This window comes from Cyanobium sp. PCC 7001 (assembly GCF_000155635.1).
Classification (GTDB): Bacteria; Cyanobacteriota; Cyanobacteriia; order PCC-6307; family Cyanobiaceae; genus NIES-981.
The window spans coordinates 950,921-970,314 of the sequence record NZ_DS990556.1 but is presented as its reverse complement, the minus strand read 5'-3'; the positions used below and the strand labels follow the sequence as shown (position 1 = coordinate 970,314).

The following is a 19,394-nucleotide window of genomic DNA, read 5'->3' as shown; positions in this document are numbered from 1 at the left end:
GTGACAGTTGGACACACTGCGCAACAATGTGTTACATTGCATCCAGCAAGACAAGCAACCGCATGACCCAAGCCACTACCACCGCCATCCGCGGCGCCACCGTCACCACCGAAGACGGCGGCCGTCTCAACGCCTTCGCCAGTGAGCCCCGCATGGAGGTGGTGAGCGCCGAGCGGGGCTGGGGCTTCCACGAGCGCGCCGAGAAGCTCAACGGCCGCATGGCCATGCTCGGCTTCATCGCCCTGCTCGCCACCGAGCTCGCCATGGGCGGCGAAGCCTTCACCCGCGGTCTGCTCGGCATCGGCTGATCACGCCAGCCAGCAACACCCAATCCATTGAGCTCCAAAGCCGCAGACTGTCTGCGGCTTTTTTCATGCCCAGCTCCTCCATGGCCACTGCCGACCTCCGGGCCCTGGTGCACGGCGCCGGTCCCACGGGGGCGCTCACGGCCCTGGCCCTGGCGGAGGCGGGATGGACGGTGCACCTGAGCGATCCCCTCGACGCGGCCCAGCTCCGGGCCCGCAACCGTGCCTACGCCTTCAACCACTCCAGCCGGCGCCTGCTGGAGCGGCTGGGTCTCTGGGAGCTGGTGCGACCCAGCCTGATGCCGTTCCGGCGCCTGCAGCTCTGCGATCTGGGAACGGGGGCGGAGGTGCCGTTCACGACGGCGGACCTGGGGCGACGAGTGGCGAGCGGCGCCGATGGCAGCGCCGCTGCCGTGGGCTGGATCGGCCTGCATGGACCGCTGATGGAGCTGCTGCAGCGGCGGCTGGCCGCCGAGCCCCGGGTCAGCCAGGCCATGGGGGTGGGCTCCGAGGCGGAACCGTGGCCGGAGACGGCCCCCGATCTGGTGGTGGCGGCGGATGGCCCCCATTCCCCCCACCGCGAGGGCCTCGGCATCCGCGTGTGGCAGCACACCTACTCCCAGAGCTGTCTGACGGCCCAGGTGGCCCTGCGGGGCACCGACGCCGACCAGGCCTGGGAACTCTTCCGGCCGGAAGGCCCCTTCGCCGTGCTGCCCCTGGAGCCCGGCCGGGCCCAGCTGGTGTGGAGCGCCCCTAGCAGCCGCTGCCGCCGGCTGGAGAGCCTCGGTGCCGATGGCTTCCTCGACGCGCTGGCCGGGGCGCTCCCCGATCGCTTCCAGCCGGACGGGCTGCTGGATCAGCCGCGCAGCTTCCCGGTGGGGCTGCTGCTGGCCCGCCGCCTGCAGCGTGGCTGCACGGTGCTGGTGGGGGAGAGCGCCCACCGCTGCCACCCGGTGGGAGGCCAGGGGCTCAACCTCTGCTGGCGTGATGTGGCGGTGCTGCACCGCCTCGCCCGCAAGGCCTCGGCCGGTGCCCTCGCCCCGAGCCGTCTGCCCCGGGCCTATGCGCGGCGGCGCTGGCCCGATCTGCTGCTCACCCTGCTGGCCACGGATCTGCTGATGCGCGTGTTCTCCAACCGCTCCCGCCTGCTGCTGCCGCTGCGGCGGCTCGGCCTGGCGGCCCTGGCCAACCTGGCCCCGCTGCGCCGCCTCAGCCTCGGCGCCATGACCAACGGCCCCTGCCGGCCGTGGTGAGATGACGCCATGGTGAACAGCTCCAGCCCCCAGTCACCGCCGCCCCAGGCCCTGCTGCGCTACCTGCGCCATCAGCTCGGCCTGGGGGAGAGTGCCCTGGCGCTCGGCATCAAGCAGGCCCAGCAGGAGCAGGCACCCCTGCCGGTGGTGCTGTGGCGTTACGGGCTGATCAGCCTGGAGCAGCTGGAGCAGGTGCTGAGCTGGCAGGACGCCAATCTCTGAAGCCGTCAGTCGTAGATGATCAGCGACTCCACCGGCTGGGAGGCCGGCAGCCGCCGTCGCCCCTCCAGGGCGGCCAGCTCGGCCACGAACCCGAAGCCGCAGAGCGATCCGCCCGCCGCCTCCACCAGCTGGGCGCAGGCGGCGGCCGTGCCCCCCGTGGCCAGGAGATCGTCGATCACCAGCACCTTCGGCCCGCCCACCAGCGCATCGCTGTGGATCTCCAGCCGGTCGCTGCCGTATTCGAGGGCGTAATCCACTCCGGTCACGGCCCCGGGAAGCTTGCCAGGTTTGCGCACCGGCACGAAGCCCAGCCCCACCCTGGTGGCCACCGCCATGCCCACGATGAAGCCGCGGGACTCGATCCCCACGATCAGGTCGGGCTGGAGCCGCTCGCACACCTGCTCCAGCTGGCGCATGGCCTCCTGCCAGCCGCGGGGGTCGCGCATCAGCGGCGTGAGGTCGCGGAACAGGATCCCGGGCTTGGGGAAGTCCGGCACGTCGCGCACGTACTGCCGCAGATCGAGAGCCATCGGCGTGACGGTGGGGTGCGGGAGCTGGCATCATCGCAGCCATGAGCCAACCCGCCGCCGCGCCACCAGCGTCCCCCCGCAGCGTCGCCCCGGCCCGGCTTCCCCGCCGGGGACTGGAGCGGCTCGATCTGCTGCTCCTGGCGGTGGAGGCCCTCGACCTCAACGGCGGTGAGGCGATGGTGTGGATGAGTGAGCAGATGGGCTTCACCGGCCTCTTCCCGAACCGGGTGGAGCTGTGGAAACGCCGCTGCTACAACCCCCTGCGCCGCACCACGCGCCGGGGCGAGCTCGACCCGGCCGAGACCGATGCCCTGATCCGCATCCTCTGCGCTCTCGCCGATCGGCTCTATCCGCTGCTGCGGGCCCTTCTCTCCAGCACCGACCCGCCGCAGGTGGTGGCCCAGCGCTGGGAGCTGTTCCAGGGGCGGCTGGCCGCCCTGCTGCGGGAGCGCATGAATCCCCGCCGGGTGGGGGTGCAGCGCCTGCTCGATCCCGAGCTCGGCGCCGGCCAGCGGCGTCAGCTGGTGCAGACCCTGGCCCTCGGTGGTGGCGTGGGGGGCTTCGAGCGGCTGCGCGCCAGCCTGCTCGATCCGGCGGTGTGACACCCCGGCCGGCGCCGCCGGCGCTTCGTTCTACCCGTCCCTTCCCTCCCGCCAGGCGTTGGCCATGGTGATCACCCCGACTCAGCCATGAAGCAGACGCTGCGCTACGAGCAACTGAGCTGCCGCCTTCAGGTCGATGGCCTGCCCGACGTCTCGGCGGGTCAGTCCGGCGATGCCCTCGGCATCATCACCGGCTGGAGTCTGCGCTGGATGGGCAGGCCGGAGCTGGAGGGGCGCAAGGAGCATCTGATCGCCCTGATGGAGGTGGTGCTCCCCTATGCCCGCCACCTGCTCAGTGGGGTGGAGCGCCGTTTCGGCCAGGAGGATTCCCCGGTGGAGATCGGCCCTCGCCCCGCCGGTGGCCACAGCCTGCTGCTGCGCAGCAGCCAACCCGGCACCCCGCCGCTCGAGGTGGTGCTGGACGACGCCGAGCTGGCCGATCTGGTGCGGGTGCTCGATCAGCTGCGGCTGGATGCGCGCCTGCAGCTGCCGCTCGACCTGCCCCAGCCCCGGCCGCTGCGGCCGCGGGAGATGCAGGAGCGGGTGCCGCGGCGCCAGAGGCTGGCGGCCCCGGTGGGCGGTGCCCTCGTGCTGGTGCTGGCGGCCGGCCTCGGCCTGCTGCTCCCGGAACCCCGCCCGCTGCCCGCCCCCTCACCTTCAAGCCCAGCGGCTGGTCAGGATCGGCCCTGAGCCCAAGCGGGCCCTGAGGTTGTGAGGTTGACGCCACCGCCTGGCTGGTCACACTGTGACCATGACGTCGATGACCTGGTCAGAGCTGCGCATCCGGGTGGCCCGGCTCGGGGCCGCTCTGGATGTGGTGGTGCGCAGTGACCCCGAGGTGTGCGGCCTCAGCGGCGACGACTTCCGCCTCTCCCTCCACCACGGCGGCCAGGGGGACTGCTCCGTCGGCAACCTGAGTCTGATCGACTGCCCCAATGAACTGGTGCTGATGGAGTTCGAGCGCTGGATGCGTGGCGCCGGTCACACCCTGCAGGCATGACATCCTCCCGCAGGCCCCTGCTGCAGCTGCCGGCCAACGCGTCGCAGAGCCGCAAGGTGTTCCGCCGCAAGCGCCCCCCCTCCCGCCTGCGGCAGTTCGCCACCGGGGTGCTGCTGGGCAGCCTCGGAACCGGGGTGCTGGTGGCCCTGATGCAGATCCCGGAGCGCTTCAACACCTTCCTGCTGCTCAGCGATGCCATCGCCAATCTCATCGGCGGCCTGCAGGAGTTTCTGCTTGGCCTGGTGCAGTTGCTTGCCGTGGTGCTGCTGGTGGCCGTGGCGCTGGCGGCGCTGGTGTTGATCGTGGCAGGGGTGGTGCGACTGGTGCGCGCCTGCCTGCCCCGCCCCCGCAGCTCGGCCAAGTCCTGAAGCCGTTCACCCTCCATCGCCGCGACCGCCATGGGCAAAAAGAAGAAGAAGGCCAGGCATCAGACCGACGATCAGGAGCCGCTTCAGCCCCACTTCGGGCCGTTCTCCGACCGCTACTACCCCTCGGGCCTGCTGGATGACCTGCGCAACGGTGAAGGCGTGCCGCTGCCTCCCCAGACGGCAGGGCTGGGCAAGCTCGATCGCAAGCTCTACGAGAAGGAGCTGACCCGGCTGCAGGTGGAGCTGGTGAAGATGCAGTACTGGATCAAGGCCACCGGCTTTCGCCTGATCGTGCTGTTCGAAGGGCGGGACGCCGCCGGCAAGGGGGGCACGATCAAGCGCATCACCGAACCGCTCAATCCGCGCGGCTGCCGGGTGGTGGCCCTGGGAACCCCCAGCGATCAGCAGAAGACCCAGTGGTACTTCCAGCGCTATGTGGAGCACTTCCCGAGCGCAGGGGAGATCGTGATCTTCGACCGCAGCTGGTACAACCGCGCCGGTGTGGAGCGGGTGATGGGGTTCTGCACCCCGGAGCAGGTGGAGGAGTTCCTCACCAGCTGTCCGGAGTTCGAGCGGATGCTGGTGCGCTCCGGCATCGTGCTGCTGAAGTACTGGTTCTCGGTGAGTGACGAGGAGCAGGAGGCCCGCTTCCAGGCCCGGATCGACGATCCCACCCGCCGCTGGAAGCTCAGTCCGATGGATCTGGAGGCCCGCGAGCGCTGGGCAGACTTCTCCATGGCGAAGGATGAGATGTTCTCCCACACCAACATTCCCGAGGCCCCATGGTTCACCGTGGAGGCCGACGACAAGCGGCGGGCCCGGCTGAACTGCATGGCCCACCTGCTCAGCAAGGTGCCCTATACCGACATGACACCACCGGCCATCGAGCTGCCGCCGCGGCCGAAACACAAGCCCGTGGAGCGGCCGCCCCGCTGGGAGCAGTTCTTCGTGCCCAATCGCTATCCCTAGGTGCGGCCGGCCTTCAGCCGTGTAACCGAGCGAACCACAGACCCGCCAGCTGCCAGCTGGACCAGAGGAAGGCCGCCAGGAACAGCCAGTTCAGCCAGGCCGGACGCTGTGGCTGCTCAGGTGCCATGGGAGAGGGAGTGCTCGTCGCCCCCCAGCCTGCCACCCACCCCTGCCGCAGGCGCCATGACGTTCCTTGTCTCTTGCTTGCAAGGTGTCAGGGTTTGCCTACGCTCACCAGCATGGGCAACCCGATCAGCCGCGAACTCTTCCTCGAGCGGGCCCTCTCCCGCTTCGGTGATCGTTATGACTACGGAGATATCGTCTACAAAAGCTACAAGACACCGATCAAGATTCGCTGCCGTATCCATCCGGTGAAGCAGATCAGCATCACCCCGGAGAAGCATCTTCAGACCACGGGAGGATGCAAATTCTGTCTGCGCGACATGCGGATCCAGATGCTGGAGCGCGAGCTGTTCCGCCAGAGTGCCGAGCACCCGCCCCTGCAGGCTGGCACCCAGGACGGACGGAACGGCTCCGGGGAGGAGAGCAGAGCCGTGCCCCAGCCACCGGCCCGCTCCAGCCGCCGCCAGGGCTGATTGCCCCCTGCCTGCTGTTGTGACGGCCCAGGCCAGAACTTCAGAGCCAGCCGAGTCAGTCAGCCAGACCAGCCAGCCCTCAGGGCTTCCGAGAGGCTCCAGCGCCTGGAGTGGAAACGGAGAGGGTGGGATTCGAACCCACGGACCCTTGCGGGTCGCCGGTTTTCAAGACCGGAGCCATCAACCACTCGACCACCTCTCCTCACGCGCCACCGCTCGGTTGAGCTCGATGGGGCTCCGCAGGAAGCTCCACGGGGATCCCCTAACGGTTCGGGCATTCTCTCATGCCTGGCCCGGGCCGCCGGCTGGAGCGGAGCAGGCTTCCGGATCCGGATACGAGGCCAGGGGGTGACTGGCTAGGGTGTGGGCTTGAGGTGCTGCGCCATGGCGAGGCAATACGGAGGTGGGCAGAACCTTTCCATTCAGCAAGTTTTCCTTCTGCTGGCCGTCCTCAACGGCTTTGTTCTTGGTTACTTGATCCTTTCAGCCTGGGAGGTGATTCGCACCCCGGGCTCCACAGAGGTCAACGCCTACACCACCTTCTACCTGGCCTTGCTGCTGGTCATCGGTGTGGCCATCTCCTATCAGATCATCTCCCGGCGCGTGGTCAATCCACTGCGCCGCCTCGTGCGGGCCACGTACGCCATCGCCTTTTCACCGGACAAGGCCACCGAGTTGCTGACGGTCGACGGAGGGGATGAAGTGGGCAAACTCGTTGAAGCCTTCAATACGCTTCTGCAGAGGCAGCGTCAAGCGATGGCGCAGCTCGATGACACCAATCGCGAGCTCAGGGCGGCGAACAAGCAGGTGGATGATTCCATTCGCTATGCCGCGCTGCTGCAGCGCTCGATCCTGCCGGATCGCCAGATTTCCGAGCGCTTCGGTGATGATCACTTCGTGATCTGGAAGCCCCGAGACATCGTCGGTGGCGATTATTACCTCTTCCACGAAGATGGTGACCACTGCCTGATTGGGATCGCTGATTGTGCTGGCCACGGTGTGCCCGGGGCGATGATGACCATGCTCGCCCGCGCTGGCCTCGATCGCTCCATCCAGCAGGTGGGGATCCGTTCGCCGGCCCGGGTGCTGCAGACCATGAACGCGGACATGGGGGATGTGCTCAGCGAGGCGCAACGGTCGCGGGTGATCGCCACCTCCATGGACGCCGGCATGGTGTACCTCGACTTCGAGGCCCGGCTCCTGCGCTTTTCCGGAGCCCGCATCTCCCTCTACTGGAGTGATGCTCAGTCCATGCAGGTCGTGAACGGGGATTCCTGCTCCCTGTGGTCCCGGCGGATCGGCTCGTTCCACGACCATGCCATTCCGATGGTGGAGGGTGGCACCTACTACCTCACCACCGATGGACTTCTGGATCAGGCGGGCGGTCACCGCGGCTTTGGTCTTGGCCGGGAAGGTTTTCAACGGTTGATCCAGCAGACCAGTGCCGAACCCTTGCCGAAGCAGGCAGAGGCGATTCACAGGGCAATCCTCCACCACATGGGCGATCACCCCCAGCGGGATGACATCACCATGCTGGCCTTCCGGTTGGTGTGATCGGGCCCACACCGCCCACTGGCGCCCGTGCCTGAGCTCGTTACCATTTGCAAAACTTGGCTCCTGTGGTCGCCCAGGTGATGCTCAATCTTTCCGCGACCGCTTCGGGTACCGAGCTCCAGACCGGTCTGGCGTCGTTGAGGGATTTTTTTCTCGCAGAGCGGATTCTGATCAGTTTCAATGCGCCCGTTACCCGCACTCTCATCTCAGAAATCGGTGTGGCCCTGCGTCAGCACATTGAATCCACGTCTGATCGAAGCCCGGCAGCAATCGACGTGTTCAGTGTTTATATTGAGATGAGTCAGAATATTGTCAACTATGTGAAAGCCAACGGCTTTCAGGACGCCGAGTCACTCGCCACCGTGGTGATTGCGGAAACCGCCGATGGAAGGTACCAGGTGTCAGCTGGAAACATTGTGGAATCCGCCCACGGAGTAGCCTTGGAAGAGCGCGTCAACTATCTGGCAGGCTTGGACAAACAGCAACTCAAGCAGCTCTACAAGCAGCAACTCAGGCAGCCTCGCGTGCAGGTGCCAGGCCGTGGGGCCGGGCTGGGGCTGATCGAGATCGCGAGGAAGTCCACGGCTCCGCTGCAGTGCGGTCTGGGTGCCTGGCTTGGGGGCAACGCGTTCTTTGCCATCCGTGCCACGATCTGATCCGACATGATGAAGCCCCCTGAACGACTCTCCGATTCCCCATCCGTGAGCCCCAGCAGCACGACAACATCGGATCTCAACCTCGCTCCCACCTCCAGTTCGCCCTATGTGCGCGGCGACTGGCAGATGGGGCGTCTGTCCATGGCGGGCGAATCCTATCCCGAAAATGCCCATGAACTGTTTGACCAGGTGATCTCCTGGGTGTGCGCCTACCTGAATGAAACCAGCAAGCCCCTGGATGTGGAATTGCAGCTGGCTTACCTCAACACCAGCAGCGTACGGGGCATGATTGAAATCTTCGATGCCATTCAGGAGGCCTCCGACGGGGGGCGGGAACTCACCGTGACCTGGCTCTGGGACGAAGGCAACCATCGCTCGCTGGAAATGGGCGAAGAGTTCAAGGAGGACTACACCTTCCCTTTCGACATCCGGATGGTCTGAGACCATGACGCGCGCCCAGCCGAGATCAGAGTCGGATCAGCAATTCGAAGAACGGATCACGGCACTGCTGGACAATCCTTCCTACGCAGACCACCCTCTGCGTCTGGCTTTGGCCGAGTTGTTGGAGCGCAGCAAGGCCCAGCAGCAGCGGCTGGAGCGGATCATCAAGATTTCCGATCGTTACCAATCTCTCTTTCACGAGCACGTTTTCGATCTTTCCAGGCGGTATGACCGCCAGGTGCGTTCGCTCACGCGCAACGTACGCCAGGTGGATCAACATCTTGAGGCAATGGAGCAGCGCAACGACGCGCTTCAGCTTTCCGCCACCCATGACATTCTCACCGGCGTGCCCAATCGCCGTCTGATCTCAGAGCGCTGCCGAGCCGAGGATGCCCGCACCACCCGCTACGGCTCCACCTACTCGCTGGCCTTGATCGATGTGGATAATTTCAAGCGGATCAACGACAGCTACGGCCACACAACCGGCGATCAGGTTCTTGTCGAGCTCGCGGCCGTCCTGAAATCCTGTGTGCGGGAGTTTGATTTGTGTGCCCGCTGGGGAGGGGAGGAGTTTCTGGCCCTGTTCGTGGATACCGGCCTTGAAACGGCAGAGATCATTGCCCAGCGAATCCTGGACATGGTGAGACATCTTCGGGTCAAGGCCGGAAGCGAAGAGCTGAGCCTCACGGTGAGCATCGGCGTGGCCCAGCACGCTCCCAGCGAGCTTTACACCAACACCTTCGCGCGAGCCGATCAGGCGCTCTACGAAGCCAAGCATTCCGGGCGAGACTGCTACAAAACATCGGCCCCTCCGCCCGTCGCTTCTGCCTGAACCCCTCCCGCCCACGACACCGGAGCCTGAGCGGCCCAGCAGAGGTTCAGGGCTTGGCCAGCGGCAGCAGGCACTTGTCGGAGTCGCATCCGGCCGGCCCGGCTTCCTGCAGTTCCCCACCGTCGTAGCGCTGGAGGGCCTCGAAGAAGTCCGCCGTGCGCCGGCGCCCTTCCACTTCGCTGTTCAGCCGCTGGTAGGTGGCCAGGTCGATCGGTTCGAAGGGCAGGCGGGGGAAGGTGGCATTGGCATCGAAGCGGGCCAGCAGGGCGGCGGAGATGTAGCCGTGCCCTTGGTCGATGGCGTGGTGAATTGCCTCAGCCAGTGGTTCGATCTCATGCTCCCGGAACTCCACCGTGGCGGAGGTGTTGTGGGCCGTGTAGTGCTGCTGCACTTGCATGTAGAAGTCGAACTGGGCCAGGGCCGAGAAGTTGTTGATCTCCACCGCATCGGCACCGGGAATGTTGGCCCAGCTCACTTCGGTGGGGATCTCCACCAGCCACTCGGTGCAGCGGGGATCGAACGGGTCATCCAGCAGCCGGCCCTGCTCGTCCTTGTCGGACTGGGATGGCACGATCGCGTAGCCGTAGTCCAGGCAGGCCAGAGCCACCGGATCGTTCTTGCGGAAGGTGATGCGGCGGATGAAGCGCTGCGCCTTGGGGGGATGCCAGCCGGGGGAGGCGCCGGTGAGCAGGCTCTTGGTGCCGGCGGGCTGCACGGTGGTGCAGCGGTTGGGCCGGCGGATGCCGTGGCGGTCGCAGTATTCCCACACCGCCTCGTGCACGATCGCCTTCCAGCGGCTGAGGTAATCGGCTTCGCGGGCGCGGAACGCCCGGCCTTCGTCGCTGTCGGGCCGGCCGGCCTCCCACCAGCGCAGCCAGGGTGTGCCGAAGGCATGCACGAAGAAGTCGAACAGGCCGGTGAAGCTCACCCCCACGATCGGATCCCAGGCCCGGCTCTGGCGGTAGCGCTCCACCTCGAAGCGGTGGTTGAGGAGGCAGGCCACGGCGATGCCCCCGGCCCGGAACGCATCCTCCTGGGCCTGGAAATCGGTGGGATGGATCTGGTTGAGATGGATCTCGGCCAGGTTGCAGTGGAAATCGGCGCCGAGGATCTCGCCGCAGGGATTGAGGCCATAGCGGCCCAGGCGGTGCTCCAGCTCATCGGCCTCGAGGCCCGGATGGTGCAGCTGCAGCCACGCCGCGGCCTGCTCGCGGCCCTGATCGCAGTAGATGCCGATGAACTCCTGCCGCAGCTCCGGCGTGGGCAGCAGATCGGCGTTGGAGCGGGCGATCGCCTCGGGGGCGAACTGGATGGCGCCCTCACCGCTCTGGAACTGCTTGGTCACCGCCTCCAGCACCACCTCGCGGCTGGGCCGGGTGTGGAACACCCGGGTGTGGTTGGCCATGCGCAGGGCATCGCGCTCCGGGTCGATGCGCCAGTTGCCGTCGCTGTCCTGCTGCCAGAGGTTGTCCTTGGCGGTGGCGGCGGCACTGTCGTCGGAGGCGAACTGGCGCATGCCGGCGCTGCGGCGGATGTTGCCCGCCACGATCGTGACGGCCGCTTCGTCGATCAGCAGGCAGCACTCCACCGACGTGAGCTGCCGCCCCAGGGCTTTGGCGAGGATCTGGGCCACGCGGCCGTAGAGATCCCTGAGCTTCACCGGGTTGGCCATGCCTCCGAAACCCTTGAGGGTTTCGCCCACGGGACGCACATCCGAGAGATCCACGCTCACCTGGATCTCGCCGGGCTGCTCCGGGCTGCCGAAGCGCTGGTCGCTGCACAGCTCCAGCAGCAGCTGGTAGCTGTCGACCCAGCCCCGGCGGGTGTCCCCCACCTTGATGTGCACGTGGTTGCCGTCCACAGTGTGGCTGGTGTGCTCCTGCCGGGCCTCCGGTGGTGTGGAGCCGATGTCGGTGACGCCGGTGATCACCAGACGGTTGAGCACCACCGGCAGGCGGGCGATCAGATGGGGCTCGATGATGGCGCCGGTGCCGCAGCCCATCATCGCCAGGTCCATCATCAGACCGAAGGCCTCCCAGTCCACCAGGTTGGTGGACGTGCAGTTGTAGGCCCCGGAGAAGTTCTCAGGCTGTTCGATCCAGGGGGTGCCTCCGATCCAGAGCCAACGGCCCGAGGGCAGGGCCTTCTGCTCCTGCTGCATCCGGCGCAGCAGCTGCACCTCGGCCTCGTTCAGGTGGCCTAGCTTGCGCAGGCCCTCGAGGTTGCGCTCCGCCACTTCGTGCCAGCTCTCCCGGCCGCTCGAGGTCTTGCGGGAATAGGTGCGGTAGAAGACGGGATTGGCGGCTGGCGCCGTGGCGGGAAACCCTCCACTGAGCTCGGTGGAAGTGAGCTCGGTGGAAGCCGAGGCCGCGCGCGCAGAGGCCGCACCCTCCGGGGCCATGCCGCTCTCGTGGACAGATGGAGCCTGATCGCTGGCACCGGCACGCGTGGGGGTCAGGGTCACGGAAGGTCGCTGGCCGTCGGGTGAGCGCCACCATAACGCCACCGATGGGGGCAGCAAGGGCTGCGCGGCACCATCCGCAGTGCCTCGTCCTCGGTGGGGCCCTGGCCGTCCTTCCGGGCCATGGCTGCCCCCGTCACCGGCTGGCAGGCTGGGGCCATGGCCAGCTCCACTTCCGGCAGCGGTGGCACCACTGCCACCAGCCCCAGCCCCACCACCAGCCCCGCCCCCAGCTCCACCGCCAGCCCCAGCGCCAGTGGCGATGCCCGCAGCGAGGCCGGCGGGTCGGCCTCCGGCGCCTCTGCCGAGCTGGCGGCGCTGGCCGAGGCGGTGGCCCGTCGGCGCAACTTCGCGATCATTTCCCATCCCGACGCGGGCAAGACCACGCTCACCGAGAAGCTGCTGCTCTACGGCGGTGCCATCCAGCAGGCGGGCGCGGTGAAGGCCAAGGGGGAACAGCGCAAGGTGACCTCCGACTGGATGGAGCTGGAGAAGCAGCGGGGCATCTCGATCACCTCCACCGTGCTGCAGTTCGACTACGCCGGCAGCACCATCAACCTGCTCGACACCCCCGGCCACCAGGACTTCTCCGAAGACACCTACCGCACCCTCGCCGCCGCCGACAACGCGGTGATGCTGGAGGACGCGGCCAAGGGCCTCGAACCCCAGACCCGCAAGCTGTTCGAGGTGTGCCGCCTGCGGCGCATCCCGATCTTCACCTTCATCAACAAGATGGACCGGCCGGGGCGGGACCCCCTAGAGCTGCTCGATGAGATCGAGCAGGAGCTGGGCCTGGCCTGCTGGCCCGTGAACTGGCCGATCGGCAGCGGCGACCGGTTCCGCGGCGTGATCGACCGGCGCAGCCACGCCGTGATCCTGTTCCAGCGGGCCGAGCGGGGCCGGGCGTCGGAGGAGAAGGTGCTGAGCGTGGAGGAGGCCCGCAGCTCCGGTGCCGTGGAGCCTGAGCTGCTGGAGGCGGCCCTGGAGGAACTGGAGCTGCTGGAGGGGGCCGGCGCCGAGCTCGATCTGGAGCGGGTGCATGCGGGCGAGCTGAGCCCGGTGTTCTTCGGCTCGGCGATGACCAATTTCGGTGTGCGCCCCTTCCTGGATGCCTTCCTGGAGCTGGCCCAGAAGCCCACGCCCCGGGCCAGCAGCGCTGGAGCGATCAATCCGATCGGGCCTGGTTTCAGCGGCTTCGTGTTCAAGCTGCAGGCCAACATGGACCCCCGTCACCGCGACCGGGTGGCCTTCGTGCGGGTGTGCTCCGGCAGGTTCGAGAAGGACATGACGGTGCAGCATGCGCGCACCGGCAAGGCGATCCGCCTGTCGCGGCCCCAGAAGCTGTTCGGTCAGGACCGGGAGGTGGTGGAGGATGCCTACCCCGGTGATGTGATCGGCCTCAACAACCCGGGCATGTTCGCCATCGGTGACACCCTCTACCTGGGTCCGAAGGTGGAATACGAGGGCATTCCCTGCTTTTCACCCGAGATCTTCGCCTGGCTGCGCAATCCCAACCCCTCGGCCTTCAAGAGCTTCCGTAAGGGGGTCAATGAACTGCGCGAAGAGGGAGCGGTGCAGATCCTCTACGACACCGACCAGAGCAAGCGCGATCCGATCCTCGCCGCGGTGGGCCAGCTGCAGCTGGAGGTGGTGCAGTACCGCCTCGAGAACGAATACGGGGTGAAGACCCGGCTGGAGCCGATGGGTTTCACGGTGGCCCGCTGGGTGAGTGGCGGCTGGCCGGCCCTGGAGTCGGTGGGGCGGATCTTCAACTGCAAGCCCGTGCGCGATGCCTGGGACCGTCCGGTGCTGCTGTTCAAGAACGACTGGAACCTGAACCAGCTTCAGGAGGACCATCCCGAGCTTGAGCTCAGCACCGTGGCCCCGGTGGTGAGCGGGGTGGAGCCCATCACCCTCTGAGGCTGGGGGTGAGGTCGGGATCGGGCTCCCACTCGATCTTCACCACGTCCACCGGGCCGCGGCCGGTCTGGTTGAGCTGCTGGGCGGCCCGCAGGGCGGCCTCATGGGTGTGAAAGAGGTAGGCCTCACTGGCCACGGCCACGTCGTGCACCCGCTGCTCGCTGCCTTCGATGGCCAGATAACTGCCGTTGTCGAGCCGCTGGATCGCATAGCGCTCAGGGTGGGTGCACTCCATCGGATGGGATGGGTCGATGTCCGGTGCCCAGAAGTGCATCACCGCGTGTCATCCGCTTGGTGTCTTCGGGTCCACCCTAGTCAGGCCGGGATGGGACAACCGCATGGGCGAAGGTTTGTCCACCAAGTTCATGGCTCTTCACACGAACATAAATATTCAATGAATCTGCGCAGCACGGGCCTTGACTCCCCGTAGCGTCGCCTCGCGCACCGCATCGCCTCTTGGCACCCCGTCCGGGTGCCGGATCAGGCGGCGGGTTGCTGCCTTTCCCTTCCCGACAACTGCCCTTCGCCCCCCTCCGCCCATGGCTCTGGTCAAGGCCCCCGTTCTGGGGATTGAACGCTTCGCAGGCGCCCGCAACAAGGAAAACTGGGCCCACGCCAGTGAGGATGACCGCGCCACCATCATCCGCGCCGTTTACCAGCAGGTGCTGGGCAACCAGTACATCATGAAGAGCGAGCGGCTCGAGGGGCTGGAATCCCTGTTCCGCAATGGCGATCTGAGCGTGCGTGAGTTCGTGCGGCTGGTGGCCAAGAGCGGCCTCTACAAGGAGAAGTTCTTCGAGAACTGCAACCCCTACCGCTTCATCGAGCTGAACTTCAAGCATCTGCTGGGGCGGGCGCCCAACAACAGTCAGGAGATGCTGGATCACTTCACCATCCTGCAGGACCAGGGCTACGACGCCGAGATCGACTCCTATGTCGACAGCGATGAATACCAGCACCGTTTCGGTCAGGATGTGGTGCCCTACATCCATGGCTGGGACTATTCCCCGGGCCAGCAGGGCCGCCAGTTCTCCTGGGTGTTCCAGCTGGCCCGGGGTGCGGCGGCCTCGGTGAAGGGCGACTCCGCCGGTGTGCAGTCCCGCCTCAACCGGGTGGTGCATCGCAACCGCCCCGTGGCGGTGAATCCGCCCAGCTCCGGTCCGGCCTACTTCCGCTCTTCGGTGGGCTCCGGTGCGTATGCCAGCGATGGCGGTGAAGCCCCCGCTGCCGTGTTCAACACCGAGCGCACCGACCGCATCAACGGCCTGCCGGTGATGGCCGGCGCCAGGGGTTCCGACAGCAGCAGCGGCCGCCTGGTGACCCTGCTGGTGACCGGCGTGGCCAACAACGCCTACTCCCGCACCGCCGAAACCGTGATCCGCGTGCCCTTCACCCGCATGAACGAGGCCCTGCAGCGGGTGAACCGCCTGGGTGGCCGGGTGGTGGAGGTGAGCGTGCGTTGAGCCCTGGCTGAGCGCTTGGCTGAGCCCGGATTGATCAGCGCTCCCCCGCTCGGGGCGTGAGGGTGCTCGGTTCCCGCGGCAGGATCAGCTCCAGCAACGCACCGCCATCGGGATGGTTGCTGGCCTGAACCCTGCCGCCATGGCTCACGGCGATCTGCTGCACGATCGCCAGGCCCAGACCGCTGCCGCTGCCCCCGCCACCACCGCGGCTGCCGGCGTCCTCGTGCCGGGCGCGGGCGCTGTCGCCGCGGTAGAAGCGCTCGAACATGTGGGTGAGGTCGTCCTCGCTGAGGCCCGGCCCGGCATCACGCACGCTGAGTTGGCACCAGCCACCGCGGCCGGCCAGGGCCACCTCCACCGCCTCCCCGTCGGGACTGAACCGCAGGGCGTTGTCCAGCAGGTTCAGCACCGCCCGGTGCAGCCGCGCCCCGTCGCCCCGGATCGCGTATCCGGCGCCCGAGCCCTCTTCCCCGGCCAGCAGCGTGAGCGCGATGCCCCGCTGGTCGGCCAGGGGTCTCAGACCCAGCCACACCTGCTCCACCAGCTGCACGAGATCCACCCCGTCCACCCGCAGACCCTGGCCGGGCAGGGTGTTCTCCAGCCGCGACAGTTCCAGCAGGTTCACCACAAGGTCCTGGAGCCGCCGCAGTTCCCGCTGCAGCCGCTCCACCAGCCGCGCATTGCGGTCGTTCACCTGGGCGGCCAGGCTGTCGCCCACCAGCAGCAGGGCCGTGAGTGGGGTCTTGAGCTCGTGGGCCACGTCGCTCACCCACCGCTCCTGTTGCTCCAGCTGGGCCTCCAGCGAGCGGCGGCTCTGCAGTTGCACCGCGAGCCAGCCATCGAGACCCGGCACCACCGCCAGATCGAAGTCCTCACCGCCGTAGCGCCATTCCAGCCGTTGCCGCCGCCCCTGGCGCTGCGCCAGGGCGATGGAGCCCAGCAGACCGGGATCGTCGCAGATGGCAGTGATGGGGTTGCCGGCCACCCGCTGGCTTCCTTCCTGCCGGCCCCGCTCGCGGCAGAGGATCCGCTCGGCCAGGGGGCTGATGTGCTGGATCCGCTCCTCCGGATCGAGCAGCACCCAGCCCATGGGGGACGCATCCATCCAGCGCAGCAGCTGGCGCGCGCTGGGGCCGCCGCCGCCATTGCCGGCACGCCTCCACCAGCGGCCCAGCCCCAGGGAGCCCGCCATGGAGCCCGGTGGGCGATGGCCGCCGGCGGACTCAGCCAAAGCGGTAGCCGAAGCCACGCACGGTGACCAGATGGCAGGGCGCAGAGGGTTCCTCCTCGATCTTCTCCCGCAGCCAGCGGATGTGGACATCCACGGTCTTGCTGTCGCCGAAGTAGTCCACGCCCCACACGTGCTCGAGCAGCTTGTCGCGGCTCCAGACTCGGCGGGGATGCTGCATGAACAGCTCCAGCAGGCGGTACTCCTTCGGGGAGAGGTTCACCGGCAACCCATCGCGGGTGACCCGGCATTCCTCCTGATAGAGCTTGATGTTGGCGTGCTCCAGCACCTTCTCGGCCGCTCCCTGGCTGGCGCTGCGCCGTAGCAGGGCCCGGCAGCGGGCCACGAGCTCGCGCATTCCGAAGGGCTTCACCAGGTAGTCGTCGGCGCCCACCTCAAGGCCCAGCACCCGGTCGGTCTCGCTGTCCCGGGCGCTCACCACCAGGATCGGGGTGAAATTGCTGGCGGCGCGCAGGGCCCGGCAGACGTCGAGTCCGCCCAGCCCCGGCAGCATCAGGTCGAGCACCACCAGGGCGAAACCCTCGCCGGGATCGTCCCTGCCGGGCTGGGGCCTGGCACTGCGCTGCAGGGCATTGAGGGCGTCGCGGCCATTGGCGCAGGCCGTGACACTGAAGCCCTCCAGCTCCAGGGCTTCCTGCAGGGTTTCGCGGATGGTCTCGTCGTCTTCGACGACCAGGAGGCGCGCGCGCATGGTGCCATTCTCACCCGGGGCCTGGGCTCCCCAGAAGCCGGGCGGACGGACGGCCTGACGCAGGCCTGGTGGGCGCATCAACCCAGGGGCTGGTGCGCCAGAACCAGATGACGCTCCGCATCCAGGGTGAGCCAGCCGCTGCTGCGCAGCTGTCCCAGTACCCGGGTGATGGTGACGCGGGTGGTGCTCAGGGCGCTGGCCAGGTCGTGGTGGGTGAGCCGCAGGGGCAGCCGCAGCCCCAGCTCACAGGGCTGGCCGTACTCCTCGGCCAGCAGTTCGAGGAAGCCCCGCAGCCGGTCTTCGATGCGGCGCAACCCCAGCAGGGCCAGCATCGCCTCACTCTGGCGGTAGCGGGCGGCCAGGCCCTGCAGCAGGCCGAAGGCCAGATGGGGAGCGGTCAGGATCTCATCGCAGCCGAGGCAGAGCAGATCGGTGTCCACCATGGTGGTGGCTTCGTAGCTGGGCTGGCTGCTGAGGGGATCCCCGAAGGGCTCGTTCGCTCCGGCCAGCCCCAGCATCAGCGCATCCCCCTGGAAGGAGATGGTGCTGAGCTTCACCATGCCGCGCACCACCACCCACACGTTGCGACGCAGCAGGGGCACGGTGCTGCCCGCCGGCAGGTGCACCAGCTGCCGCCGGGCGTAGCTGTCCTCGAGCCACTGCCTGAATCCCTCGCGCTGATCCGCGGCCTGGGAGGGTGTGAACACCATGGGCGGAGCAGCCGGAGGGCGCCATGACGCTATGGACAACGGCGGGGCCGGAGATCAAGGTGCGGTAGTGCGTTGTTTAAGAGTTGGTTAGCCCCGGCTGGCCAGCGTCGCGGCGACGATCATTCCGGCCGGATCCGCAGCCCATGCCCCCGCACTCCCACTCCACCTCCGAATCCCACAGCCACTCCCACAGCCACGCGCACGCTCATGCGCACGCTCAAGCGCATGTTCAGACCGACAACGCCCCCTTCCGCTGGAGTGTGCTGCTGAACACCGGCCTGGTGGTGGTGCAGCTGGTGGTGGGCTTCGGCTTCGGCTCCCTGGCCCTGATCGGCGATGCCCTGCACAACCTCGGGGATGTGCTGGGGCTGGCCCTGGGCTGGGCGGCCGAACGGCTGGCCCTGCGGCCGGCCACCCGGCGTTTCACCTACGGCTACCGGCGCAGCACCCAGTTCGCGTCCCTTGCCAATGCCGCCCTGGTGCTGGCAGCGGGCGGGGTGGTGGTGGTGGAAGGGGTGCAGCGGCTGGGACGCACCGCCGAGATCCATGCGGCACCGGTGGCCTGGGCGGCCCTGGCGGGGCTTGTGATCAACCTGGCCTCAGCCCGCCTGTTCGGCCACGGCCATCAGCACGACCTCAACCGCCGGGCCGCGGTGCTGCACCTGATCACCGATGCGGCGGTGTCGGCGGCGGTGCTGATCAGCGCGCTGCTGATCCAGCTCACCGGCTGGGACCGGCTGGACGCCCTGGCTGCCATCGGCGTGGGTCTGGCGGTGCTCTGGAGTGGCTGGGGCCTGCTGCTGGAGTCCGGCGCGCTGCTGCTGGATGCGGTGCCCCGCGGCGTGGATCTGGGGGCGATCGAGGCGGCGCTGCTGTCGCTGGAGGGGGTGGAGCGGGTGCACCACGTGCACGTGTGGAGCATGAGCACCTCGGCGGTGGCTCTCACCGCCCACCTGCAGCGGGATCCGGCGCGACGGCCCGACCGGGAGCTGCTGCGGGAGGCCCGGCAGCGGCTGGAGGACCTGGGGGTGGGACACACCACCCTGGAACTGGAAGCGCCTGAGCAAGGCCGTGACCCATGGGCCAGCGGGCGGAACGGCTGAACCAGCCCGGGCCTGGCCCCTATCCGGCGCAGGGTGGAGCCGGGCGCTGGCTGTGGGCCTGGAGTTGTTCCAGCCAGTGCTGCAGAGAGCCGATGGCCTCGGGCCGCAGCCGGTAGTAGATCCAGCGCCCCTCTTCCCGCGCCGCCAGCAGCCCCGCCTCCCGCATCACCTTGAGGTGGAACGACAGCTTCGACTGGGCCAGATCCAGATCGGCCCCCAGGTCACACACGCAGCGCTCACCGGCCCCCAGGGCCTCGATCACCTGGAGCCGCAGGGGATCGGCCAGGGCCTTGAGCAGGGCCCTGGCCCCTTCGGCCGACAGGGCGGGCACGGCGGTGGCGGTGGGCTCCAGCACGGGCATGGCATCACAACCGGTTCCGGCAACTCTGATGGATCGGGGCTGCGGCTGGCGGCTGCATACCGTGCCAGCGTGTAACGCTATTGAGAATCGCTTGCAATCAGGCCATGG

General features: G+C 67.8%; 23 protein-coding genes and 1 tRNA gene. 16 read left to right on the top strand and 8 right to left on the bottom strand.

Annotated features, from left to right (window positions below; all coding sequences use genetic code 11):
• Window positions 1–62 precede the first annotated feature (62 nt).
• From CPCC7001_RS04790 to CPCC7001_RS04780, 3 genes are all read left to right on the top strand, one after another.
• The gene (locus CPCC7001_RS04790; RefSeq protein WP_006909995.1) at window positions 63–308 is read left to right on the top strand and encodes a hypothetical protein; all 246 of its coding nucleotides are present in this window, start codon (window positions 63–65) and stop codon (window positions 306–308) included.
• Window positions 309–373: 65 nt separating this feature from the next.
• Window positions 374–1,558 carry an FAD-dependent monooxygenase gene (locus CPCC7001_RS04785; RefSeq protein ID WP_006910014.1) on the top strand — a complete coding sequence of 395 codons (1,185 nt, stop codon included), beginning with the start codon at window positions 374–376 and terminating at the stop codon, window positions 1,556–1,558.
• Between the two features lie 9 nt (window positions 1,559–1,567).
• Complete coding sequence (locus tag CPCC7001_RS04780) at window positions 1,568–1,780, top strand: DUF2949 domain-containing protein (protein WP_006910793.1); 213 nt, start codon at window positions 1,568–1,570, stop codon at window positions 1,778–1,780.
• A 5-nt stretch (window positions 1,781–1,785) separates the two neighbouring features.
• On the opposite strand, the gene CPCC7001_RS04775 is transcribed toward CPCC7001_RS04780, so the two are convergent.
• The gene (locus CPCC7001_RS04775; protein ID WP_006909458.1) at window positions 1,786–2,310 is read right to left on the bottom strand and encodes an adenine phosphoribosyltransferase; all 525 of its coding nucleotides are present in this window, start codon (window positions 2,308–2,310) and stop codon (window positions 1,786–1,788) included.
• A gap of 41 nt (window positions 2,311–2,351) precedes the next feature.
• Between CPCC7001_RS04775 and CPCC7001_RS04770 the strand changes: the two genes are divergently transcribed.
• From CPCC7001_RS04770 to CPCC7001_RS15005, 6 genes are all read left to right on the top strand, one after another.
• Window positions 2,352–2,912, top strand: a complete 561-nt coding sequence (locus tag CPCC7001_RS04770) for a DUF3038 domain-containing protein (RefSeq protein ID WP_006909986.1) — start codon at window positions 2,352–2,354, stop codon at window positions 2,910–2,912.
• Between the two features lie 87 nt (window positions 2,913–2,999).
• Window positions 3,000–3,602: a DUF4335 domain-containing protein gene (locus tag CPCC7001_RS04765; protein WP_006911203.1), complete on the top strand. Its 603-nt coding sequence runs from the start codon at window positions 3,000–3,002 to the stop codon at window positions 3,600–3,602.
• Window positions 3,603–3,663: 61 nt separating this feature from the next.
• Window positions 3,664–3,912 (top strand): hypothetical protein, encoded by a 249-nt coding sequence (locus tag CPCC7001_RS04760; protein WP_043368614.1) that lies wholly within the window; start codon window positions 3,664–3,666, stop codon window positions 3,910–3,912.
• A complete protein-coding gene (locus CPCC7001_RS04755) occupies window positions 3,909–4,280 on the top strand; it encodes a hypothetical protein (RefSeq protein WP_006910550.1) in 372 nt (123 codons plus the stop codon). Before CPCC7001_RS04760 ends, CPCC7001_RS04755 begins: the two co-directional genes overlap by 4 nt.
• Before the next feature lie 30 nt (window positions 4,281–4,310).
• On the top strand, window positions 4,311–5,249 hold the full coding sequence (gene ppk2, locus CPCC7001_RS04750) for a polyphosphate kinase 2 (RefSeq protein WP_006910653.1): 939 nt from the start codon (window positions 4,311–4,313) through the stop codon (window positions 5,247–5,249).
• 239 nt (window positions 5,250–5,488) lie between these two features.
• A complete protein-coding gene (locus CPCC7001_RS15005; protein WP_006909375.1) occupies window positions 5,489–5,845 on the top strand; it encodes a hypothetical protein in 357 nt (118 codons plus the stop codon).
• A gap of 117 nt (window positions 5,846–5,962) precedes the next feature.
• Here CPCC7001_RS15005 and CPCC7001_RS04735 read toward each other — a convergent pair.
• Window positions 5,963–6,047, bottom strand: a tRNA-Ser gene (locus CPCC7001_RS04735).
• A 182-nt stretch (window positions 6,048–6,229) separates the two neighbouring features.
• On the opposite strand from CPCC7001_RS04735, the gene CPCC7001_RS04730 reads away from it, so the two are divergent.
• The 4 genes from CPCC7001_RS04730 to siaD all read left to right on the top strand — a co-directional run bounded on the left by CPCC7001_RS04730 (window position 6,230) and on the right by siaD (window position 9,328).
• The gene (locus CPCC7001_RS04730; protein WP_006910585.1) at window positions 6,230–7,399 is read left to right on the top strand and encodes a SpoIIE family protein phosphatase; all 1,170 of its coding nucleotides are present in this window, start codon (window positions 6,230–6,232) and stop codon (window positions 7,397–7,399) included.
• 65 nt (window positions 7,400–7,464) lie between these two features.
• The gene (locus CPCC7001_RS04725) at window positions 7,465–8,055 is read left to right on the top strand and encodes a SiaB family protein kinase (protein ID WP_006909068.1); all 591 of its coding nucleotides are present in this window, start codon (window positions 7,465–7,467) and stop codon (window positions 8,053–8,055) included.
• Window positions 8,056–8,100: 45 nt separating this feature from the next.
• The gene (siaC, locus tag CPCC7001_RS04720; RefSeq protein WP_043369556.1) at window positions 8,101–8,496 is read left to right on the top strand and encodes a biofilm regulation phosphoprotein SiaC; all 396 of its coding nucleotides are present in this window, start codon (window positions 8,101–8,103) and stop codon (window positions 8,494–8,496) included.
• Between the two features lie 4 nt (window positions 8,497–8,500).
• Window positions 8,501–9,328, top strand: a complete 828-nt coding sequence (siaD, locus tag CPCC7001_RS04715) for a biofilm regulation diguanylate cyclase SiaD (protein WP_006911094.1) — start codon at window positions 8,501–8,503, stop codon at window positions 9,326–9,328.
• Window positions 9,329–9,374: 46 nt separating this feature from the next.
• On the opposite strand, the gene nrdJ is transcribed toward siaD, so the two are convergent.
• Complete coding sequence (nrdJ, locus tag CPCC7001_RS04710; RefSeq protein ID WP_006910623.1) at window positions 9,375–11,792, bottom strand: ribonucleoside-triphosphate reductase, adenosylcobalamin-dependent; 2,418 nt, start codon at window positions 11,790–11,792, stop codon at window positions 9,375–9,377.
• A gap of 120 nt (window positions 11,793–11,912) precedes the next feature.
• Between nrdJ and CPCC7001_RS04705 the strand changes: the two genes are divergently transcribed.
• A complete protein-coding gene (locus CPCC7001_RS04705; protein ID WP_006910463.1) occupies window positions 11,913–13,709 on the top strand; it encodes a peptide chain release factor 3 in 1,797 nt (598 codons plus the stop codon).
• Here CPCC7001_RS04705 and CPCC7001_RS04700 read toward each other — a convergent pair.
• Window positions 13,699–13,983 (bottom strand): hypothetical protein, encoded by a 285-nt coding sequence (locus tag CPCC7001_RS04700; RefSeq protein WP_043368612.1) that lies wholly within the window; start codon window positions 13,981–13,983, stop codon window positions 13,699–13,701. The genes CPCC7001_RS04705 and CPCC7001_RS04700 overlap by 11 nt on opposite strands.
• A gap of 265 nt (window positions 13,984–14,248) precedes the next feature.
• Here CPCC7001_RS04700 and CPCC7001_RS04695 point away from each other — a divergent pair, with 265 nt between their 5' ends.
• On the top strand, window positions 14,249–15,172 hold the full coding sequence (locus tag CPCC7001_RS04695; RefSeq protein ID WP_006909425.1) for a phycobilisome rod-core linker polypeptide: 924 nt from the start codon (window positions 14,249–14,251) through the stop codon (window positions 15,170–15,172).
• A gap of 34 nt (window positions 15,173–15,206) precedes the next feature.
• Here the strand turns inward: CPCC7001_RS04695 and CPCC7001_RS04690 are convergent, their stop codons facing one another.
• From CPCC7001_RS04690 to CPCC7001_RS04680, 3 genes are all read right to left on the bottom strand, one after another.
• Window positions 15,207–16,364 carry a cell wall metabolism sensor histidine kinase WalK gene (locus CPCC7001_RS04690; protein ID WP_006909943.1) on the bottom strand — a complete coding sequence of 386 codons (1,158 nt, stop codon included), beginning with the start codon at window positions 16,362–16,364 and terminating at the stop codon, window positions 15,207–15,209.
• A 31-nt stretch (window positions 16,365–16,395) separates the two neighbouring features.
• The gene (locus CPCC7001_RS04685; protein ID WP_006909321.1) at window positions 16,396–17,112 is read right to left on the bottom strand and encodes a response regulator transcription factor; all 717 of its coding nucleotides are present in this window, start codon (window positions 17,110–17,112) and stop codon (window positions 16,396–16,398) included.
• A 77-nt stretch (window positions 17,113–17,189) separates the two neighbouring features.
• Window positions 17,190–17,822, bottom strand: a complete 633-nt coding sequence (locus tag CPCC7001_RS04680; RefSeq protein ID WP_006910265.1) for a Crp/Fnr family transcriptional regulator — start codon at window positions 17,820–17,822, stop codon at window positions 17,190–17,192.
• Window positions 17,823–18,082: 260 nt separating this feature from the next.
• Here CPCC7001_RS04680 and CPCC7001_RS04675 point away from each other — a divergent pair, with 260 nt between their 5' ends.
• Window positions 18,083–18,925, top strand: a complete 843-nt coding sequence (locus CPCC7001_RS04675; protein WP_225867172.1) for a cation diffusion facilitator family transporter — start codon at window positions 18,083–18,085, stop codon at window positions 18,923–18,925.
• Window positions 18,926–18,944: 19 nt separating this feature from the next.
• Here the strand turns inward: CPCC7001_RS04675 and CPCC7001_RS04670 are convergent, their stop codons facing one another.
• Window positions 18,945–19,286, bottom strand: coding sequence for a helix-turn-helix transcriptional regulator (locus tag CPCC7001_RS04670; protein ID WP_006911062.1), 342 nt, complete (start codon window positions 19,284–19,286; stop codon window positions 18,945–18,947).
• Window positions 19,287–19,394 lie beyond the last annotated feature (108 nt).